22 protein-coding genes are annotated in these 20,206 nt (G+C 50.3%); 19 read left to right on the forward strand and 3 right to left on the reverse strand.

What is annotated here, in order from left to right; all coding sequences use genetic code 11:
* Positions 1–12 precede the first annotated feature (12 nt).
* The 13 genes from CHH60_RS23075 to CHH60_RS23130 all read left to right on the forward strand — a co-directional run bounded on the left by CHH60_RS23075 (position 13) and on the right by CHH60_RS23130 (position 10,586).
* Positions 13–351 carry a restriction endonuclease subunit S gene (locus tag CHH60_RS23075; protein ID WP_095291951.1) on the forward strand — a complete coding sequence of 113 codons (339 nt, stop codon included), beginning with the start codon at positions 13–15 and terminating at the stop codon, positions 349–351.
* A complete protein-coding gene (locus CHH60_RS23080) occupies positions 348–647 on the forward strand; it encodes a hypothetical protein (RefSeq protein ID WP_095291950.1) in 300 nt (99 codons plus the stop codon). Before CHH60_RS23075 ends, CHH60_RS23080 begins: the two co-directional genes overlap by 4 nt.
* Before the next feature lies 1 nt (position 648).
* Complete coding sequence (locus CHH60_RS23085; protein WP_095361345.1) at positions 649–990, forward strand: hypothetical protein; 342 nt, start codon at positions 649–651, stop codon at positions 988–990.
* Between the two features lie 49 nt (positions 991–1,039).
* The gene (locus tag CHH60_RS29950) at positions 1,040–1,192 is read left to right on the forward strand and encodes a hypothetical protein (RefSeq protein ID WP_176476174.1); all 153 of its coding nucleotides are present in this window, start codon (positions 1,040–1,042) and stop codon (positions 1,190–1,192) included.
* A gap of 56 nt (positions 1,193–1,248) precedes the next feature.
* Positions 1,249–2,343, forward strand: a complete 1,095-nt coding sequence (locus tag CHH60_RS23090; protein ID WP_255248057.1) for a CgeB family protein — start codon at positions 1,249–1,251, stop codon at positions 2,341–2,343.
* A gap of 53 nt (positions 2,344–2,396) precedes the next feature.
* Complete coding sequence (locus CHH60_RS23095; protein ID WP_095361346.1) at positions 2,397–3,536, forward strand: CgeB family protein; 1,140 nt, start codon at positions 2,397–2,399, stop codon at positions 3,534–3,536.
* Positions 3,537–3,576: 40 nt separating this feature from the next.
* Entirely contained in the window at positions 3,577–5,151 is a 1,575-nt protein-coding gene (locus CHH60_RS23100; RefSeq protein ID WP_095361347.1) for a glycosyltransferase family 4 protein, read from the forward strand.
* Between the two features lie 13 nt (positions 5,152–5,164).
* Positions 5,165–6,256 carry a non-hydrolyzing UDP-N-acetylglucosamine 2-epimerase gene (wecB, locus tag CHH60_RS23105; RefSeq protein ID WP_095291945.1) on the forward strand — a complete coding sequence of 364 codons (1,092 nt, stop codon included), beginning with the start codon at positions 5,165–5,167 and terminating at the stop codon, positions 6,254–6,256.
* A complete protein-coding gene (locus CHH60_RS23110) occupies positions 6,249–7,235 on the forward strand; it encodes a polysaccharide biosynthesis protein (protein ID WP_095361348.1) in 987 nt (328 codons plus the stop codon). Before wecB ends, CHH60_RS23110 begins: the two co-directional genes overlap by 8 nt.
* Positions 7,232–8,059, forward strand: a complete 828-nt coding sequence (locus tag CHH60_RS23115) for a dTDP-4-dehydrorhamnose reductase family protein (protein ID WP_095291943.1) — start codon at positions 7,232–7,234, stop codon at positions 8,057–8,059. Before CHH60_RS23110 ends, CHH60_RS23115 begins: the two co-directional genes overlap by 4 nt.
* Positions 8,041–8,979, forward strand: a complete 939-nt coding sequence (locus CHH60_RS23120) for an NAD-dependent epimerase/dehydratase family protein (protein WP_095361349.1) — start codon at positions 8,041–8,043, stop codon at positions 8,977–8,979. The genes CHH60_RS23115 and CHH60_RS23120 overlap by 19 nt, the downstream gene beginning before the upstream one ends.
* Complete coding sequence (locus CHH60_RS23125) at positions 8,976–9,692, forward strand: glycosyltransferase (RefSeq protein WP_095361350.1); 717 nt, start codon at positions 8,976–8,978, stop codon at positions 9,690–9,692. The genes CHH60_RS23120 and CHH60_RS23125 overlap by 4 nt, the downstream gene beginning before the upstream one ends.
* 177 nt (positions 9,693–9,869) lie before the next feature.
* Complete coding sequence (locus CHH60_RS23130) at positions 9,870–10,586, forward strand: glycosyltransferase (RefSeq protein ID WP_095361351.1); 717 nt, start codon at positions 9,870–9,872, stop codon at positions 10,584–10,586.
* A gap of 177 nt (positions 10,587–10,763) precedes the next feature.
* On the opposite strand, the gene CHH60_RS29955 is transcribed toward CHH60_RS23130, so the two are convergent.
* Positions 10,764–10,934: a hypothetical protein gene (locus tag CHH60_RS29955; protein ID WP_167301708.1), complete on the reverse strand. Its 171-nt coding sequence runs from the start codon at positions 10,932–10,934 to the stop codon at positions 10,764–10,766.
* Positions 10,931–12,169: a glycosyltransferase family 4 protein gene (locus tag CHH60_RS23135; RefSeq protein WP_095361352.1), complete on the reverse strand. Its 1,239-nt coding sequence runs from the start codon at positions 12,167–12,169 to the stop codon at positions 10,931–10,933. The genes CHH60_RS29955 and CHH60_RS23135 overlap by 4 nt, the downstream gene beginning before the upstream one ends.
* Before the next feature lie 180 nt (positions 12,170–12,349).
* Here CHH60_RS23135 and CHH60_RS23140 point away from each other — a divergent pair, with 180 nt between their 5' ends.
* Positions 12,350–12,709 (forward strand): hypothetical protein, encoded by a 360-nt coding sequence (locus CHH60_RS23140; RefSeq protein WP_095361353.1) that lies wholly within the window; start codon positions 12,350–12,352, stop codon positions 12,707–12,709.
* Between the two features lie 250 nt (positions 12,710–12,959).
* The gene (locus CHH60_RS23145) at positions 12,960–14,444 is read left to right on the forward strand and encodes a DHA2 family efflux MFS transporter permease subunit (RefSeq protein WP_095361354.1); all 1,485 of its coding nucleotides are present in this window, start codon (positions 12,960–12,962) and stop codon (positions 14,442–14,444) included.
* An 85-nt stretch (positions 14,445–14,529) separates the two neighbouring features.
* Here CHH60_RS23145 and CHH60_RS23150 read toward each other — a convergent pair whose 3' ends face one another.
* Entirely contained in the window at positions 14,530–15,603 is a 1,074-nt protein-coding gene (locus CHH60_RS23150; RefSeq protein WP_255248058.1) for a glycosyltransferase family 4 protein, read from the reverse strand.
* A 371-nt stretch (positions 15,604–15,974) separates the two neighbouring features.
* Between CHH60_RS23150 and CHH60_RS23155 the strand changes: the two genes are divergently transcribed.
* The 4 genes from CHH60_RS23155 to CHH60_RS23170 are packed head-to-tail and all read left to right on the forward strand — an operon-like array spanning position 15,975 to position 20,125.
* Positions 15,975–17,012: an ABC transporter ATP-binding protein gene (locus CHH60_RS23155; protein WP_255248059.1), complete on the forward strand. Its 1,038-nt coding sequence runs from the start codon at positions 15,975–15,977 to the stop codon at positions 17,010–17,012.
* Entirely contained in the window at positions 17,009–17,725 is a 717-nt protein-coding gene (locus tag CHH60_RS23160; protein WP_095361357.1) for an ABC transporter permease subunit, read from the forward strand. Before CHH60_RS23155 ends, CHH60_RS23160 begins: the two co-directional genes overlap by 4 nt.
* 4 nt (positions 17,726–17,729) lie before the next feature.
* A complete protein-coding gene (locus tag CHH60_RS23165; protein WP_095361358.1) occupies positions 17,730–19,124 on the forward strand; it encodes a GldG family protein in 1,395 nt (464 codons plus the stop codon).
* Positions 19,121–20,125, forward strand: coding sequence for a DUF4340 domain-containing protein (locus CHH60_RS23170; RefSeq protein ID WP_095361359.1), 1,005 nt, complete (start codon positions 19,121–19,123; stop codon positions 20,123–20,125). Before CHH60_RS23165 ends, CHH60_RS23170 begins: the two co-directional genes overlap by 4 nt.
* Positions 20,126–20,206: the final 81 nt, after the last annotated feature.

Consider the following 20,206-nt stretch of genomic DNA (forward strand, 5'->3'; position numbering starts at 1 on the left):
GGGTGAGAGAACATGAGCAGAGAACAAAGTCTCATACTGATGCTGGATGCTGCAGCCAAGATGCAATGGAACATTGCACTGATTTTGGAAGCCAAGGCGATTGAAGCTGAGAAAGTTCGGAATTGGGCGCTGAATCACCTGAACGGTGAAGCATTTCTAACGCACGGTGATCAGGTGGCAGAACCGCTGAAAATGCATGATCAACTGGTTGAAATGCTGGAAGGATTAACCCGGATGGAAACAGGGCTCTGCAACAACTTGAAAGCTGTCATGGTCGATAACAGTGCTGAAGAAGGCGGGATGGACGGAGGCATGTTTGGCGGTATGGATCTTGGAGACATGGGAAAATGAGTCTGCTGCAGCGTGAGCAGGAAGTTAAACTGGCTCTCATTGAATCCATTGCACACAGCCAGCAGGCCCTGGCACGCATTCTGGACAGTGTAGCCAGCGTAACCGCTCATTCGGAAGTATCTGCCCGCAATCTTGCCGAGAACATTCGTCTGCTGAGCAGGTATCAGGAAGAAATGTCCCGTATGGTTACGGGGATCAGGTTAGCACGAATTCAGCAAGGGGAGCCCGGCTTGCCGTGGCTCAAAGAACCTGAATATGCGGTACGTATCGTTCGGGACATACAGGAGGAATGTTGATATGTTGAGAAAGAAAAAGTTGAAGCTTAGAACGAAAAGAGCTTTGCTTACACGTGGTGCCCGTCTGCGCAAAGTCCGTAAGCTGCGTGCCATCAAAGGCAAACGTGTACTGCACAAACGCACGCTTAAAGGACGTAGTGCGTGGCTCAAAAAAAAGAAACGTTCGGTACGGCGGCACCGGAGTCCGAAGCCCGTACAACCAGTCGTCCCGGCTACCCCTACCGATCCGAACCCGGACAACGCGTACAGTCAGGGTTACAACGAGGCGTACAACGAGGGATTCAACGCGGGTTTCGCCAAGGGTTTCGAAGACGGACATCAGCTGGCGTACAAGGCACAATAACCGAATAGACCTGATTAGCGGCAGACGGATCGCTGCAGGTCCAGCACATATGATCACCCGGGGGGGATTTATCCCTCCGGGTGATTTGCATGGCCGCAGAAGCGGACATGCCCGTACAGGCCAATGTGGAGGGCAGACGCCAATTTTGTGCCTTGCAGGACACCCGTCCATGATGCATCTGACCCCGGGGCATATCCTTTAGAGGGAAGACCAATCTCGGGGAGAGACGGATACGGAATCTCCTGAAAGGAAGACAGGGTGAAGGATGTGGCAAAAAAACGACACCGATCGCTCCCGGAAGCGAAGATAGCTTACCGCAGCGGATATGCTGAAGGCCGCAGATTCGGCGGCTGTCAGGCCATGATGGAGCGAGTTCAGATGTTTGAGCCGACCATGCGGGATATGAAAGTACTGTACATTCCGCAAGGATTTGATGCCATCGATGAAGGTGTCATCTTAGCACTGCAGCAGTCTGTGCGTGAATGTGTTGTCGGGTCGCCGGCAACCATGCTGCAGGATGCAAGTCAGCACAGGCCGGATGTCGTGTTGGTCATGAACGGATTGCACGTTTTTCCTGCGGATCACCTGGAACAGGTAGACGGGATACGTGCTCTCGGTATTCGGACGGCAGTATGGTTTGTAGATGATCCGTATTTCACCGAAGATACGGCGACCATCTGCAGGCATTACGATGTGGTGTTCACGCATGAAGAAGCTGCGGTTCCATTTTACGGAGGGAACGGAGCGAGGAGAGTCATCTATATGCCACTCGCAGTTAATCCCGGCATGTTCCAGCCTCGTCGCATCGAGCCTCAGCACCAATACGATATTTGTTTTATCGGCACAGGCTTCTGGAACCGGATCGCCTTGTTCGATGAACTGGCCCCTTTTCTGGCGGACAAAAAGGTATTCATTGCCGGCAGCCAGTGGCAACGGCTGACACGGTCGGATGTACTCGGCCCTTTTATCCATGACGGATGGATCGATCCAAGCTCAACCGTTAATTATTACAACGGCGCCAAGATTGTCATTAATGTTCACCGGACCTGCGAGAATGGCGAGGACAATCGCAATACGCATCATCTGCAAGGGCGATCCATTAATCCTAGAACGTATGAGATCAGTGCCTGCGGCACAATGCAGATTACGGATGCACGCGGTGACTTGCCTCGCTTTTACCAGCCGGGTTACGACATTGAGACGTTTACCACAGCAGCCGAACTGGAGAGCAAAATCAATTATTACCTGAAGCATGAGCAAGAACGGCAGGCCATGGCTTGGCGGGGGCTATTGACCACGTTGAACCAGCATACGTTTGCCCGCCGAATCGCCCAGCTGCTGGAACATGTGTAGAACAGCGAGCCCGCAATACAGCGAATGTTATTTCAAACAGAAGGAGTGGCGGTATGTCTATCAAACACCGTAAAAAGAGGAATTTTCATACGCCAGTGCTCAGCCTGGCTGATCAGGCCCGCAAAAACGGGCAGCATGCCGGTTATGATGCAGGCAAGGAAGAAGGCTACCTGCGCGGGCGTGCCAACTATATTGTCAATTGCGCACAGGAACCGCTGCCTTTCCGGCAGATCCACGTCCTGTATGTCTCTTCGGGTAAAGGATTCCCCTATTCACCGCTGGATGAGGCGATTATGGCCACCCTGCAAGGCATGGTTGCTCAGGTGTCGCTGACCGATCCACGGCAGCCGGTATCTGAAATTGCGCTGCAAAATCGCCCCGATTTGGTTCTTGTCCTGGATGGCATGGACATTCCGCTCGAGCATATCGATGCGATTCGTCAGGCAGGCATCCAGACAGCAATCTGGCTGACGGATGATCCGTACTACACAGATATGACGATGGAACGTGTGCATCATTTCGATCATATCTTCACACTCGAATTAAACTGCGTAGAACTATATCGTCAGAGCGGCTGTGCGTCTGTACACTACCTGCCGTTTGCGGCATTCACCAATCATTACTTCCCGATCACAACGCCATCTCCCCTGCACCGGGACGTCAGTTTTATCGGATCGGCCTACTGGAACCGGGTTTATTTCTTCAATCCAATCATGGCACAGATCATGTCACACAATACGGTATTTAATGGCATCTGGTGGGACCGTCTGCCTGGCTATGAAGCCTATGGCGAGAAGATTGAGCATGGACGCTGGATGAGTCCGCAGGAAACCAATGATGTATATAACGGGACAAAAATTGTGATCAACCTGCACCGTTCCCACGAGGATGATTCCGTTAATAACAACCATCTCAAAATACCACCAGCTTCGCCGAATCCAAGAACATTTGAGATCTCGGCTTCCGCAACACTGCAGTTAACGGATGCACGTGATGACCTGGCACGGTTCTATAAGCCAGGTGTGGAGATTGAAACCTATTCTTCTCCTCAAGAGCTGCTCGACAAGGTTGAATACTATCTTACTCACGAGAAAGAGCGCCGTGAAATTGCACTCCGCGGATTGGAACGGACGCTCAAGGAACACACGTATGGCAGAAGGATTAATGAAATGCTGACCATTATATTCCCTTAATTTCCGGTCGGGAGGAGGTGTGCACAGACCTGCATGCGATATGCATGCAGTGGTCCGTGCAGCCATGGCGACTAAACCGAAACTCATGTTGTTTTCCCATGTGTGCAATACCCGGAGTATTACGGGGGCAGAGAAACTTTTGCTCCATTTTATGAGGGAAATGGGCTCCATCTTCGACTGCGTGCTTGTTGCTCCACAGGAAGGCAAGCTCGCCGGACTTGCGCGAAGATTCGACATTCAGGTCAAGATATGCTCGCTGCCCATGCTTCACGGTGTGTACACACCCTACCAGGGCATTGCAAATGATGCAGAACAGCTTCGCTACACACCAGCTTATCAGGACGTGGTTTCCCTCATCAGGGAAACTTCTCCTGCGCTGGTATTGACGAATACCTGTGTGAATGTGCTGCCTGCCGTTGCAGCCAAATCGCTGCAGATTCCAGTCATCTGGAAGATTACGGAGATTATTCAGATCAATGCTCATACAGACGAAGCGGTGCAGATGATAGACCGATATTCGGACTGGATTATCGGCATATCCGAGACGGCTGCGGCCCCGTTCAAACATGCGGGCTTGAGCGGGAAGCTGTCCGTTCTTCCACCAACCTGGGACCCGGCACTGCCTGCCCCGGACCGCTGGCTTCATTTGCGTGAACGCAAGCGCAAGGAGCTCGGTTTCAGGAACTCGCATGTCTGTATCGGCTATATCTCTTCTTTTATATATGATGCCAAAGGGCTTAGACCTTTTATTGACATGGCTCTGCAGCTCTGCGAAACCCACTCAAAAGCCAGGTACTGGATCATTGGTGCGCCAGCAGACAAAAAGTACTATGACGAATGCGTAGCACGGGTGAAGAAGTCAGGATATGCCCGCAGGTTTACCTTTACGACATTTGAAGAAAACGTATCTCTTGCCTATACAGCGATGGATATGGTGGTTATTCCGAGCATGGTCAAGGAAGGCTTTGGCATGACTGCGCTGGAGGGCGTTTATTTTGCCAAACCGGTTATTGCTTTTGCCCAGGGCGGTCTGTCGGAGCTGCTGGAAGGAGTCGGCAGCGGCCAATTTCTTGCTCCTCCGGGAGACAGCAATGCACTTGCCGTCTTGGCGACGACACTGCTGAATGACACGGAACTGGCGTCCGATATTGCATGGCGAGGCCGGGCAGAAGCGGAACGATTGTATGGAATTGAAACCTACAGAGCTGGCATGCATACGATGGTGACACAGTGGTTGCTGCGGTACCCTGGGTGGTTCCCTTACATTCAGGCACCGAATGGCCCGGTGTATACCTGGGGAGAAGGCGGTTTGCGTACCGTACTTGCTCTGGACCCCGGGGCAGTCAGAGCACTTCTGTTCCCGCTGTCGGTTATTCAGGCATTACCACTTTCTCCACTTCCGCCGATTGCCGTAGGCCACCCTGTTCCCGCTGATGTGATTGAAAAGCGTCCGGCCAGCAAGGTCAGGAAACGGAAAACGGGGGTAAAAAAGCGAACCCGAAAAGCGGCTCAGCAAAAGAGAAAGCATCTGTACAGGGCGAAACCAACGGCTCGCAAGCGCACGACTGCCAGGTCAAGGCGCCGGGCGCGTCGGAAAGGTTCCAATACACGATGAAGGCGGGATAACGATGAAGATCATGACGGTGCTGGGCACGAGACCAGAGATTATCCGGCTCAGCCTGATCATTTCCAAGCTGGACCAGTACGCGTCCAAGCATATTCTTGTGCACACAGGACAGAACTTCACGGAAAGTCTCAGCGGTCAGTTTTTCAAGGAAATGGGCCTGCGGGCGCCAGACTACGTCCTTCAGGACGAAGCTGCCTCGCTGGGCCGTCAGCTATCCTCCATGTTTACTCAAATGGAAGATCTGCTGCTTCAGGAAAAGCCGGACAAAGTGCTGCTGCTGGGTGATACCAACAGTGCACTCTGTGCCGTGCTGGCTGAACGCATGGGGATTCCGGTCGTTCATATGGAGGCAGGCAATCGATGCTTCGATCTGGATGTGCCCGAAGAGAAAAATCGAAAGGTCATCGATGCCATATCGACCATTAACATGCCTTATACCGAACAGAGCAAGAAGCACCTGGTTAATGAAGGTGTGCCCAGTCGGCGAATTGTGCTCACGGGCAATCCGATATACGAAGTCATGCGTCATTATGACGCCCAAGTGAACGCCAGTAAAATACTGAAAAAGCTCAAGCTGAAGTCTGGGCAGTACTTTTTGGTAACCGCCCACCGGGCAGAAAATGTAGATCATCCGCCTCATCTGCTGGAGATCATGAAAGGACTGAACCAGGTTGCGGAAGAACACGGCCTGCGGGTGATCTGCAGCATCCATCCCCGAACGGCCATCCGTATCGCAGAACATTTGCAGCTGGAGATGAATCCGCTTGTGGAATTCCACGAACCGTTCGGATTTTTTGACTTCGTCATGCTGGAACGACATGCACGCTGTGCACTGACGGACAGCGGAACCGTTCAGGAAGAATGCTGCATCATGGGTGTACCCACAGTCACCATGCGACGGACAACCGAACGTCCGGAGACGGTGGACTGCGGCAGCAACGTAGTCTCCGGTCTGGATGCAGCCCGCATTGCGGGATGTGTGAAGGTCATGACGGAGATGGCAAGTGACTGGGAATGCCCGCAAGGTTACAAGGCAACAGATGTATCCGGTAAAGTGGTCAAATTTCTGCTTGGAGGGAAAATACATGTTTGAAAATAAACGTATACTCGTGACAGGCGGTACTGGATCATGGGGGTATGAACTCGTGGCTCAACTGCTGCCTCAAAACCCAAAGGAAATCATCGTTTACTCCCGTAATGAATCAAGCCAGGTGGCCATGAGCCGCGAGTTCGAGGATCCTCGCCTTCACTTCCGAATTGGGGATATTCGTGACAAGGAAGCATTAACGGCGGCTTGCCAGCAAGTGGACTATGTATTCCATCTGGCGGCGCTCAAACATGTGCCGGTATGTGAAGATCAGCCTTATGAAGCGCTCAAAACCAACGTGATTGGTACTCAGAACGTGATTGAGGCTGCCATCGAAAACCATGTTGAAAAGGTCATTTATATCTCGACTGACAAGGCGGCCAACCCATCCAATTTCTATGGCATGACCAAGGCGATCGGCGAGAAATTAATTGTATATGCGAATTTGCTGCACAGTAATACCCGATTTGTGACTGTACGGGGCGGGAATGTACTTGGCACCAACGGCAGCGTGGTGCATCTCTTCAAGAACCAGATTCGTCAGAAAGGTCAAGTATCCATCACGGATATGAATATGACCCGGTTCTTCCTCACACTTAAGGATGCCATCACGTTGCTGTTCAAGGCTTCCGTAGAGAGTGTAGGCGGGGAAATTTTTGTCATGACGATGCCTACGTGCAAAATTGTGGACCTTGCAGAAGTGCTGATCGAGGATTCCGGCGTAGAGAACGTGGCCATTGTGGAACGCGGTACCCGGCCTGGTGAGAAAATTCATGAAATTCTGATGAGTGAATTCGAGAGCATGACAACGGTTGTTTACGACGAACAATATCTGGTCATTCTCCCTACACTCGGCATCCCGGGATTGCGTGAGCATTACACGAACTGCCCTCCGGTTTCCTTTAGCAGCTTCAGTTCAGAACATCAGCTGATGACGAAAGAGGAGATTCGCGACATTCTGAAACGCGGAGGATTCCTGTCATGAAGCTCCTGATACTTGGGGGAAACGGAATGGCCGGCCATGTTATGGTCGACTATTTCCGCCGTCAAGGTCTGCACAGTGTCTTCTACACCACGCGGGATGTGTCTGACCCGAACGGTCTGCTGCTGGATGTAAATGACAGCTATATGGTGGATCGTCTGGTGGAGGCTGTGCACCCGGACGTTATCGTTAATGCTGTTGGTGTGCTGAACAGCTTCGCAGATGAAGATAAAATTACCGCTTATCACATTAACGGCTTCCTTCCGCATCGTTTGCGGAGGGTGGCCGACACCATTGGTGCCCGACTCATTCATATCAGCACGGACTGTGTCTTCAGCGGGGACCGTGGTTCCTATACGGAGAATGATGTTACGGATGGGACATCATCCTACGCGATTACCAAGGCACTGGGTGAGGTTCATGATCCAGGGCACCTCACGATCCGCACCTCCATAATTGGGCCCGAAATCCGGAAGGGCGGCATCGGCCTGATGCATTGGTTTATGTCCCGCACAGGTGAAGTGGGTGGATATACGCGTGTGTTCTGGAACGGTGTAACTACACTGGAGCTGGCAAAATGGGTGGATCATTATCTGGCGTCACCTGTCAGTGGCCTGATTCATTTGGCGCATCCTGAACCGGTTAGCAAGCACGATCTGCTGCTTCTTTTCCAGCAGACCTGGAACAAGCAAGATGTGAATATTGTGCCTGATGACAGTCTTGTGCAGGATCGTACCCTCGTTTCCACACGCGAGGATGTGAAGACAGACCTTCCGGATTATTCTACGATGCTGAAGGAGCTGGCATTATGGATGGAGCAGAGCTAACGGGCAAGAACGTACTGATTACAGGAGCCTCCGGTTTTACCGGACGACATGCTGTAGCTTATTTTAAGAGCGTCGGTGCTAAGGTTGCCGCCGTGGTGCGGCGAGCAGGCGTGCATTCGTTTGGCGAAGGCGTTGCTGTACATGTGTGTGATCTTAATGATAAACAGCAGGTGCGTCAACTGATTGATGAGGTGCAGCCAGATTACGCGCTGCATCTCGCAGGGAAAAACTCAGTCCCCGACTCCTGGTCGGACCCGCTGCTTGTACTGGAAACGAATGTGATGGCTGTCCTGTATTTACTGGATGCTCTTCGAAGCTGTCCATCAGCAAGGACAGTCATCGTGGGATCCCGGTTGAAATACACCGTCGAACCAGGCCGAAAACCAGAGCCTCCTCATCCTTACAGTCTCAGCAAAGCGCTGGAAGAGATGGTGTCATTGTCATGGATGTCCCTGTTTGGGCAGCAGATCATGCTGGCTGAGCCCGGAAATTTGATCGGGGCCGGTCCTTCTACAGGCATCTGTTCGCTGCTCGCACGGCATGTGGTTGCCTGTGAGCAAGAGGGCAAACGTGAAGCTTTCCGTCTATCCGGGCGGGATAATACACGGGATTTCCTGGATGTACGGGATGCGGTCAGAGCCTATGCCACACTACTTGTGCATGGAACTACGGGAACTGTCTACCCGGTGGTTTCCGGGACGGAGCGCAGTCTGGGCGAAATCGCGGATACCTTGCTCTCCATGTCAGAGGCAGAAGTGCCTGTCCGCTGGGACGGAGCCTCTTCAGGGCCAGATGGGGCTGGCAAGGAGGAGGAGTTATCGCTGCTGCGTAAACTGGGATGGCAGCCTCAGATTCCATTTGCCCAATCCCTTCAGGATATTCTGAACGATGTTCGGAAGCAAGGGGGAGGGGCCAAATGAATCCAAAAGTATCCGTTGTCATTCCATTCTACAATTGCCCTTATGTGCAGCAGGCGATCCAAAGTGCGATAAACCAGACGTATACCAACGTGGAGATCATTGTGGTGGACGACGGCTCTACAAGGCATGCGGAGCTTCTCCAGCCCTACCTGCCTTATATCTATGTGCTTGGCAAAAGCAACGGCGGCACAGCCTCGGCACTTAATCACGGCATTCGTCATGCTTCGGGTGATTATGTGGTCTGGCTAAGCTCGGATGATCTTCTCTATCCGGATAAAATACGTTATCAGGTCGAGTTCATGCAGCGGGAAAATGTGCTTGCCTCACATACCAACTTTCATTACATCAATGAACATTCGGCGGTTACCAAGCTGCATGGCGGAGCAGAACCGATGGCCGACGTTGACTGGCTGCGCCGTTTCGTGGGTGGCAATCCTGTCAATGGTTGTACCGTCATGATTCGCAAGGATCTGTTCGGAGCCGTAGGTCTCTTCGATGAGCTGCTTCCATATACGCATGATCTGGATCTCTGGCTGCGTATCCTGCTGAATGGATATCGTTTTCCATACCTGAATGAACCTCTTACGGCATATCGCTGGCACGGCGGGATGGGGTCGGTGCGTCATGCGGAGACAATTGGCAAGGAGGCTTCCATGGTCTGGTCCAGATATCGTGAACCTTTGCTGCAGCGAATTGCAGCCATGGGTGGTTGAACCGTATGAAGGGATTGAGGGGTTATGGGAGCGAGATACCATAATACCCTCTTTTCTATGTATCCGCTCATGCGTAATTCATGATCTTTCCCTCACAGATGCCCGCGAACCGGAGGCAGTTCCATCATATGATAAGGGTAGATGTTTTATAGAGAGGCGAGGAAAGGGGAGGCCCGAATGGAACCCAAAGTTTCTATTGTCATCCCGTTTTACAACTGTGCTTATATTGAGCAGGCTGTTCACAGTGCTCTGAACCAGACATATCCTCATATCGAGGTTATCGTGGTGGATGACGGCTCTACGCAGCATGTGGAGAAGTTGAAACCATTTACGGATCGTATCACCTATGTTCGAAAGGAGAATGGGGGGACGGCAACAGCCCTGAATGAAGGGATCAAGCGTGCGTCGGGGGACTATTTCGTCTGGCTCAGCTCGGATGACGTAATGCTGCTGGATCGGGTGGAGAAACAGCTGGAATTCATGCTTAAGGTAAAAGCTTCCTTCTGCCATGGGGCCTATCATTATGTCAATGAAAACAGTGAATGGATGGATACGGTTCAGCCTGAAGTAGGCAGCCGTCTCGAGATGCTGCAGGTGCTGCTCGAAGGCTGTCCCATTAACGGCTGTACCGTGATGCTGGAGATGGATGCATTTCGGAAGTTCGGCATGTTTGACACCGAGTTCCGCTATACCCATGACTATGAGATGTGGCTGAGATTATTTCCGGTCTACGAGCTGTTTTATTTCAACGAGCCCTTGATGTGTTACCGGGTTCATGATTCAATGGGAACCAAAAAACACTTTGAAGCATTAAAAGCCGAGATGGAAATGGTTCAGGCCAAACATCGGCCAATTTTGCTGAATCTGCTTCAGATCGGCGGTTATTGGCAGTAATCATGGGTACATTCGGACATAAAAGGTAAAAAAGCACGTAAAAGAGAGGGAATTTCTTCTGGTTCTCCTGAGTTGTGGACCAGTGGGGATGCTCTCTTTTTGCTTTTTGCATGATTTAGATCGTCTTTCAAGGGAAATAACCCTCTTGCAGCAAGAGGGTCAGCATCCCCAATATGATTAATCATTAGAGCACATAATAGCCATTGCTTCCGGATCAGGCAAGGTATACCCCTTGGGGAGTGTTTCTACCAAGGCATTCATAATCTCGTAATTCACTTCAATGTGGGGGGTAGAGACAGGGACGGAAAACCAGCCATTATATAAATCACTCGGTACAAGCAGGGTCATATCGGGTGCCCTCCTTTTTGAATTGCTTCCTGATATACCTGTAGTGTGCGCATTCCCATTTCCTCCAGGGAGCGGTATTTCTCTGCCCAAGCCTTGGCCTGTGCGCCGACTCGCATACGAGTGGCGTCATCCTGCAACAGGGCGTTCAATAGTGCGCTCAGGGAGTCCACATCCTGCGGAGGAACGACCCAACCGGTATGAGCAGGCTCAACCATCTCCGGCATGCCTGCCGTGCCGCTTACGATAACAGGAAGTCCGGCAAGCTGGGCTTCCGTAACCGAGAAGGGCTGCGTGTCCTGCAGGCTGGGCTGTACATAAATATCGGCACGGCGCAGGAATGATGGGATGTTGTCCAATTTGCCCCAGAATACGATATCTCCTCCAACACCAAGATCATTAGCCTGGGAACGCAGGTCTTCCATCAAATTCCCTTCTCCCGCAATCCAGCAGACCCAATCAGAGCGAAGTTGCTTTAGGCTGGCCAGAGCGTTGATCAGTACATGAACGCCTTTGATAAATTCCAGTCTGCCTGTGAAGGCAATGACCTTCTTGCCTGCAGGGGGCCGCTGTCGGAACCGGACGGATGCCTGGGAACGGTAAGCGGGAAGGTCCACAGCATAAGGGATCAGCCGGAATTTGTCTTCAGGAACCTGCAGTGATGTCAGTGTACTTTTGATCCAGCGGCTGGATACCAGAATAAGCTCCGATTGTGCGGCGCTCCGCTGCTCCAGTGAGAGGAAATAGCGTCCGCGTCTGGATTGCAAATAGGCTGGAAGCGTAAGCTGCGGGTTGGATTTTTGCTCATCATAAAAGGTTTCGCGTGCAAGTGCCCCGTGATAACTGGTTACCATGGGGGTGTTCTTCTTCAGAATTCGTTTCATCGCCACGGCTGCCACAGGATCTTGTGCATGAATCATGTCATAGTGTTCTACACCCAGACAGGCAGCAGCCATTTCAAATGCATATCGGTTCAGTTCGTAATATGCGAGGAGAGGATCGGCTGTAAATTGTGGAAGATCTGTCGGATTGAGCTTGGCTTGCAGCATAGGCGATACGTTTTCTTTGGAAAAGTTCCGATTCAGGTTACGGATATAAACTTCATTCTTCGCGCCGTTCGTTCCCATGATATCGACTTCAACGCCAAGTGCCATCAACCTGTCGGCGAGCTGTTTTACATAGGTCCAGATGCCTCCCATTTGTGTAAGCTCCCAGTAGGTAACGAGCAGAACTTTCATAAGTACCTCCTTGTCACGGCCTGCACAGGCGGTTCTGCTATCCTTCTATTCTATGAGAGAAGCTGTGCCAAAGGCCGGGCAGGAAGGTACATCTGTCAAAAATGGGTGAATACAACTGGCATAGGATGCAGGGCAGCATAAACTATTACCAGGTCGTACACAGCAGAAGGAGGCACAAGTGTGGGGGCATATATAATGGAAATCCATGAGGGCATGCTTCAAACGGCTGTTCCAATTAAGTATATCGACGTGGAGGTCGCGTTCGCAGGGGAAGACGGAGCAGATGTGTATGTCGGCGGGATCAGCCCAACCAGTGGAGAACTGTATCGGCATATCTTTCATATTGGAGCAGAGTCGACCGGTAGCAGCCGTAATCACATCATTCATGACCTGAACGTTTCACCCCATATGTGGCAACTGCGAATTATCAGCAACAAGAGCAGGCCCTATCATCTGGAGATTAGGGTGTATTGCAGAAGTGCTTGTGGACAGACACTGGGTGTGCTCTCTGAACACCAGATGATTAAGCTGGCAGATTAGTTAGGCAAAACGATTGATGGAAAACGAGCCAAATCAGTGGAGCAGGAGAGAGCCTGTTCCCTTTTTTGTGTTTGCTTATACTGAATTTTACATAAGAAAATAGCTTGACAGCAAAGGTATTTTCATTAAAATAAAACCATGGTTAAAACAAAAGTTTAAAACGACGGTTTAAAACAAATGTTTGAATCAGTCATGATTATAAGGCTGTACGTGAGGGGAAATTCCTCCAAGCCGGAAAAGAGAGTGGTCAATGAAACAACAAACAGCAGTGAACCAGAATCCGGAGGAGTTCTCGATCAGAACAATTATTCTTCCGCTCTTAGCCATCATCGTTGGTATGATCATGGTCATTCTGGATAGTACGGTCGTGAACGTCGCGATTCCGAATCTGGTACAGTACTTCGAGACAGATCTGAAGACAATCCAATGGACCGTAACGGGCTATACCTTGGCTTTGTCGGCAGTTATCCCATTAGCCGGATGGCTCACGGATCGTTTCGGTGCCAAAAGAGTATTTCTGTTCACCATAGCCATGTTTACCCTCGGATCGGTATTATGCTCGATTGCACAGTCTCCCGAGCAATTGATTGTGTATCGGATTATCCAGGGTCTTGGCGGAGGAATGGTGGCTCCTATTGGGATGGCTATGGTTTTTCGTCTGGCTCCACCTGAAAGAAGGGGCTCCATCATGGGCATGCTCGGGATTCCAATGCTGCTGGCTCCTGCACTGGGACCGGTATTGTCTGGCTGGTTTATTCAGTCCCTCAGCTGGCACTGGATCTTCCTGATCAATCTGCCAATAGGTATTGCTGCTTTTATTCTATGTATCAAATTTCTGCCTGATACAGACCGTGGAAGAACGCCCGCGCTTGACCTGCTTGGTATGATTTTCGCACCGATTGCATTCTCTATGCTCGCCTATGGTGTAAGTGAGGGTGGCACAAGTTGGACGTCCACTTCAACACTGACAGGTGTAATCGTTGGAGGCGTAGCGTTGATCCTTTTCATCATTGTGGAGCTGCGTCACCAAAATCCATTGCTGGAACTACGGGTCTTCAAATCCTCCGATTTTACACGTGGTATCATCCTTGCATGGGTTTCACAAATTGCTTTGTTTGGGGCCATGATTTTGATTCCGCTCTACCTGCAGCAGATCAAAGGCTACACAGCTTTGGAAACAGGGTTAATCCTGCTACCACAAGCGTTGGCATCCGGTGTAGGCATGCCGCTTGGTGGCCGTTTGTTTGATAAAATCGGGGCGAGACCCCTCGCATTCGTGGGTCTGGGTATCATCTCGGGGGCACTCTTTATCCTGTCTTCTATTACATCCGAGACGGGTCTGGGTCTGATTATTCTTAGTCTCGTGATGATGGGACTCGGTATGGGTCTATCCATGATGCCACTGAATACGCATGTGCTAAACGCTGCTCCGCGCAAATTGGTTGGTCGGGTCACACCGCTTACCGCTGCTGCACAACAAGTCGTTGTATCATTTGCGGTTGCTGGTTTGACCGGTTTCCTGACTTCCCGAATTGCGACCAATACAAGTGGAACGGACGTTGGATCTGTCATTAAGGGCCTCGTGTCTGGTTTCAACGACACGTTTTTCTTGGCCGCATGTATTGCATTGTTCGGTTGTTTACTGAGTCTTATCCTCCGTAAACCAAAACGAATGCAGGAAGAAACGCTCCAGACCGGGGATGAACCGGATCCGGCCATGATGATGGGGCACTAATGGATCCTCCTATTTTATGAATAGGTGCTTAATCTCTTTAATCCGAGGCAGTTCAGATATGTTCTGAACTGCCTTTTTGCATTGCTCATGAGAAGATGCTCAGGGCGGTCATCATTTCCCGGAAGGAAATAGCGTACCGATCCGGAGAGAATGAGGCGGTCATATGCTCTCTGCCCTGTTCACGGATATATTTACGCAATTTTTGGTTACGCATGAGTTCGACCGCTTCATCTACTGCTGCATTTACATTGCCCAAAGGATAGAATTTGCCTGTCTTGTTATGAGTAATGAACGAACGTACACCATCGGAATCGGTGCTGAGTACCGGGCAGCCGCAGCTGATGGCTTCGGCAACCGCATAACCAAAGCCTTCAAGAAGGGATGTCGAGAGCATGATTCCTCCAGAAGCAGCAATCATGGAGTAGAACGTGGGCATCTGGGAGTGAGGAACATTGACAAAGATGCCGATGCGGTCCTCCAAGCCATATTCAGCCAACATGTGACGGAACATCACTTCGTCTTCAGGATTGGCCAAGCTTGGATCATGAAACAGCCAAAGTCTGGCTTCGGGAATTTTTTTGATGATCTTACTGGATATGCTCAAGTATTCTCGCCAGTTTTTGTTGTGTTCCAGCCTCCCGACCCAAGCCAAAACGGGGTAGGGGGGAGTGTCTACGGGAACTGGAGCAAACGTATCAGTATCCAGCATATTGGGGATAACAAACCGGTGCAGCCAAGGGCAGATATGAATAAACATATCCAGCAAGTGATCGGTAGGCGGCAGAACAGCAGCGTCACAATGGGCCTGGAGATAAGGAATCGCCATCTGAATCGTTTCCAGTGCCTGATCTCTCGTACCGAGACCCTGAGCTTCAAATATAATTCGTCCTGTATAGCCGAGTCCTCTCAATCTACCAGGCATGGAAATATCCGAAGTCACAATAATGGCGTCATAATGCTGGCTGTGAATCAAAAAACGTATTTCTTCATCATTGGACGCGGTGAAGACCGGAGTACCAGTGCTGTTCTGCAAACCCGATCCTGTATAAAGGTACAATAGATGCGCTTCAATGCCATGACGTTGCAGAACGGCTGTCCGCAAGCGGTTCAAGGTATCCACGCCACCGCTTGGTACAAAAAACGTGAATAATACTTTCACACGGTTCACCCTCTGACTTTTGTGCAGGAACTCATACTCCTGAGCATTTTGCATAAATCCAATAATCGACTTCCAATCCTCAATATATAGATCGAAATGGTCCTATTCGTCTATAATATTGTCCCTTGGAGCGAGTGGAATCGTAATTATGCAAAATGCTGACTCCTGTACTGTATGGTACGTTTCCCCAATGCACAGGGTGTGGGTGAAACCTAAGTTGTTCACATTTTGGACATATATTTTTAATCTTTCTTTTAAGTATCATTAAGCTGGGTTTAGGATAGACCCCGTAAGATACAAGGAACTTCCCGTGTAGACCATCTGGATTGCTTGATGGCACACGGGTATTTTAACGGGAAAGGATGAATAATGTGCTCGAAGTGAAACAGGTCAGCAAAGTGTATGATGGACGGCGCGGCGTGCATCAACTGGATTTCACAATGGAGCGCGGTGAGATTGTTGGTTTTCTTGGGCCTAATGGTGCCGGCAAAACGACAACGATGCGGATGATCACCGGTTACCTGCAGCCCACCGCCGGTTCGATTGTGGTTGATGGACAATCTGTGCATGATCAGGGCAGAGCTGTTCGTTCCAAAATCGGTTATCTTCCGGAAACACCGCCGCTATATCCGGACATGACGGTGCAATCCTATTTGAAATTCGTGGCGAACCTGAGGGATGTTCCGGCACGTGAGATTAAACTGCGGATCAGTGAGATGGTCAGCAGGCTGGGGCTTCAGCAACGGGAAAAACAACTGGTGCGCGGACTATCCAAAGGTTATAAACAGCGCCTGGGACTTGCGGGAGCCATTATCCACAAGCCTGATCTGCTCGTCCTTGATGAACCTACATCAGGGCTGGACCCCAATCAGATTATGGAGATTCGTGATCTGATCCGGGAACTCGGTGAAAATCATACGGTGCTGCTCAGTACGCATATTCTGCCTGAAGTCAGCGCGCTATGTAACCGGATGTTAATTATTAACCAGGGACAGCTAGTACTCGACGGTTCACCACAGCACTTTGGTTCTTCGATGGGGGATCAGTTTAAGGTATCCATTGAAGTCAAGGCGACAGAGCAGCAGCTACATCATTTGCTGACACCTTGGGAGAAGGTGAGGAGGGAAATTATTCAACCCTCAGACGGAAACGGCGGCACAGATCAACAGGGAACGGTCAAAATGCTGCTTACTGGAGAGTCACCCGATGACTTCCGGGAAGAGCTGTTTTATCTTTTATCCGGAGCGGGACTGCCGATTCTGGAAATGAAGAAGGAAAATCTCAGTCTGGAGCAGATCTTCCTGAAGCTGACTACAACGGAACTAGATAATGAGTCACCGGATAAAGGTACACCTGACCTAGTTAGTGAAGACTCTGCGGATTCGCCAACAGAGGAGGAATCCAAATGAGACGAATGATGGCTATTTGCAATAAGGAACTTCAGGCGTATTTTTTGTCACCCACATCCTATTTCGCCTTCGCGGTCTATGTGCTGATGACAAGTTTATTGTTTTACTCCAGTTTCGTGTATTACCAGCCCAGTATTGTGGATTATCGCCTTGTGCTCGGTGATACCTTATCCATGCTGCTGTTTGTGGTGCCTTTATTAACCATGAGGCTGGTGGCAGAGGAATTCAGGCAGGGTACAGATGAGCTGCTGATGACCTCCCCGGCTCGGGTAACCGAAGTCGTATTTGGTAAGTATCTGGCCTCTCTGGCCATTCTGATCGTGCTTATTCTGTGCAGTTTGGTCTATCCGTTCATCATGTCGTTCTTTGGAACGTTGGATGTGACTTCGGTTTGGCTGTCGGCGCTGGGACTCTTCTTCCTGGGCGGCAGTATGATGGCGATCGGATTGTTTGCTTCTACGTTATCTCAGCATCAGATGGTGTCTGCGGTGGCCGGTTTTATTATTTTGCTCGTATTGTGGATGCTTGATTCATTCGCAGGCAATACCGGTTCTACGCTGCAGAAATGGCTTGATCCATTTGCGCTGACGAACCATTTTGACAGCTTCACGAAGGGTGTGCTGAGTGGACCGGATATCTTGTATTATGTGACGCTATCGGGCGTATTTCTGCTACTGAGCATTCAAATCGTGGAACGGAAGCGGTGGAGGTGAGAAGATGAAAAAATGGTTAAGTCATACGAATAGTACGGTGCTGTCTGTAGCGGTCATCGGCATTTTCATTTTGCTTACGCTGTTTCTGAATTCGCTTGGCGGATTCCAGCTGGATCTGACGGCAAACAAACAATACACCTTATCGGACCAGTCACTGACCGCGATCAAAAATGTAAAGGATGACGTTAGCATTAAGGTATTAACGGTGGAGAACGCCAACAATACCGTCTTGAATCGCGAAGTGACGGACATGGTTCAAGAGTATACCAAGCGAAACAGCAAGCTGAAGATGGAACAGTATAATCTGACACAGGAACCGACGCTGGCCTCGAAATACGGCATCACAGGCAGTTCCATCGTCCTGGAGCAGGGGGATCAATATAAAGTTATTGATATCGCCAGTCTGTTTACAGCAGTAGGGGATGGCAGTGATGGGTCATACCAATTCACGGGGGAGGAAAAATTAACACAGGCTCTGATGAATCTGTCTTCCACCGAAATGAAGAAAATGGTATTCCTTACAGGGCATGAGGAGCTTGGCCTGGATCAGTTGACCACGCTTCGTTCGTCCCTGGAGCAAAACAATATTACAACAGAAGAACTGCAGCTCAATCAGGCCGGAGTGGTTCCCGAAGATGCGGACGTACTTGCGATCATTGGCCCGCAGCGTGATCTTAGTGATGCTGAATTAAAAGCCATTCGAACCTATCTGAGCAATGGTGGCAAGCTGATGTTGTCCCTCGGTTTTGTGGAGGATATGAAATCGAGTTGGAAAAATATTGACAAACTCATGGCCGATTATGGAGTGGTTGATGAGCATGCCGTGATGGTGGACAACCAGCAGGCCAGCACGATGGGGCCACTATGGGTTGTACCCGAATACGGTACACATGCCATTACAGATAAATTGTCCGCAAGTCAGTTGTATCCGATGTTATCCCTGTCGATTGCTCTAACAAGCAAGGAACAGGAGAAATATACACTGTCGCCACTGATTCAATCTTCGGATGATAGTTATGGTGAGACGAATATTGAAGGCTTGCTGCAAAACGAAACAGCGAATGATCCGGATCAGGATATCCAGGGACCTGTCGAGCTAGGATATGCAGCAGATACGACCGAAGGCAAACCGAAAGCTGTGATCCTTGGATCTTCCATCTTCATGCAGGATTCGGAAATCGGGAATGGCGGTAACCGTGACTTCATTTTGAATACCTTCAATTATTTAAGTGAAAAAGAGGACGGGTTAACCATTCGCCCGCGGGTGCAGGCTGGTTATGAAGTGGCTTATCTGAATGGTGAGCAGGCCAGAACGATTTTCTTCGTTGCGATTGTGGGATTCCCGCTTATCTTTGTTATCATAGGTGTATTCTTGTGGTGGAGGCGCAGACGCGTATGAAGAAATGGATTCCGACGATTCTGGTCGTGTTGGTACTGATTGTGGGCTGGATTTATGCGGCCAATCAGAATTATTTTCGCGAAGAAGAAGCGGTGAAGGTCCAGCTGCTTGGCATTCACTCTGATGATATCCAGTCAATTACCATTCATGACCTTGGTACAGGTAAGACGGAAGCAGAGGATTCATCCTCTTCATCTGCCCAATTGGAGCTGAAAGACGGCGTATGGAGCATGGTGGAACCCAAGGCGTATCCGCTTAACGGTTATACAATCAGCAGCTGGCTTGATGCGCTAAGCGGAGCAGAACAGGAATTGGTTGTGGAAGAGACGCCGACCGATCTGGAGAAGTATGGATTGGGTTCGACTGCTTCCCGTCTGGATATCAAAACCAAGGACAGCCGTGACATCACATTAAAGATCGGCGGACAGCTTCCAGCAGATGATGCCCGTTATGTGCAGGTGAATTCCGGGCCCGTTGTTGCTGTGAAGTCGGAGTCAATCAGCAATATCGAGCTGACAAGGCATGATCTACTCGATACAACACCGTTCAATCTCGATGATACGAATGTGGCTTCTCTGGACTGGGAAGGAGAAGCAGCGACCTGGGTACTGAAGTCGGCTTCGGAAGACGGTGCGGCCGATCGGACATGGACGCTCAATGGTGAGACGGTTGAATCCACGGAAGCCGTATCTCTCATCGGCAAAATTAAAAATCTTTCCACTGCAGACGACGTCCGTAAAGCTTCCGAGCTCAAGAATGCTGTACCACGATTCACTCTTTCCGTTGAGCAGAAAGTAAATGGAGAGAATGTAACCGACGTGTACCGGGGGCTTACCGTTGCATCGGAACCCGGTATCATCTACGTGATTACACCAGATGGTCAGTGGGCATATTCCCTTCAGGCGGATGTCTTGCAGGATGCGGAGAAGTTTCCCGATACGGTGAAGGCAGCTGACGATGCAGGAACTGGAAGTGAAGATTCAACCTCATCCACTGAGTAGTCTTGGAAAAGTGGATATACGCGGTTTAGGTAAACCAAACCATTATGTTAATTTGGAAAGAAGCGGTGCTGCACATTATGT

It is taken from the genome of Paenibacillus sp. 7523-1 (genome assembly GCF_002276415.1).
GTDB classification, from domain to species: Bacteria; Bacillota; Bacilli; order Paenibacillales; family Paenibacillaceae; genus Paenibacillus; species Paenibacillus illinoisensis_A.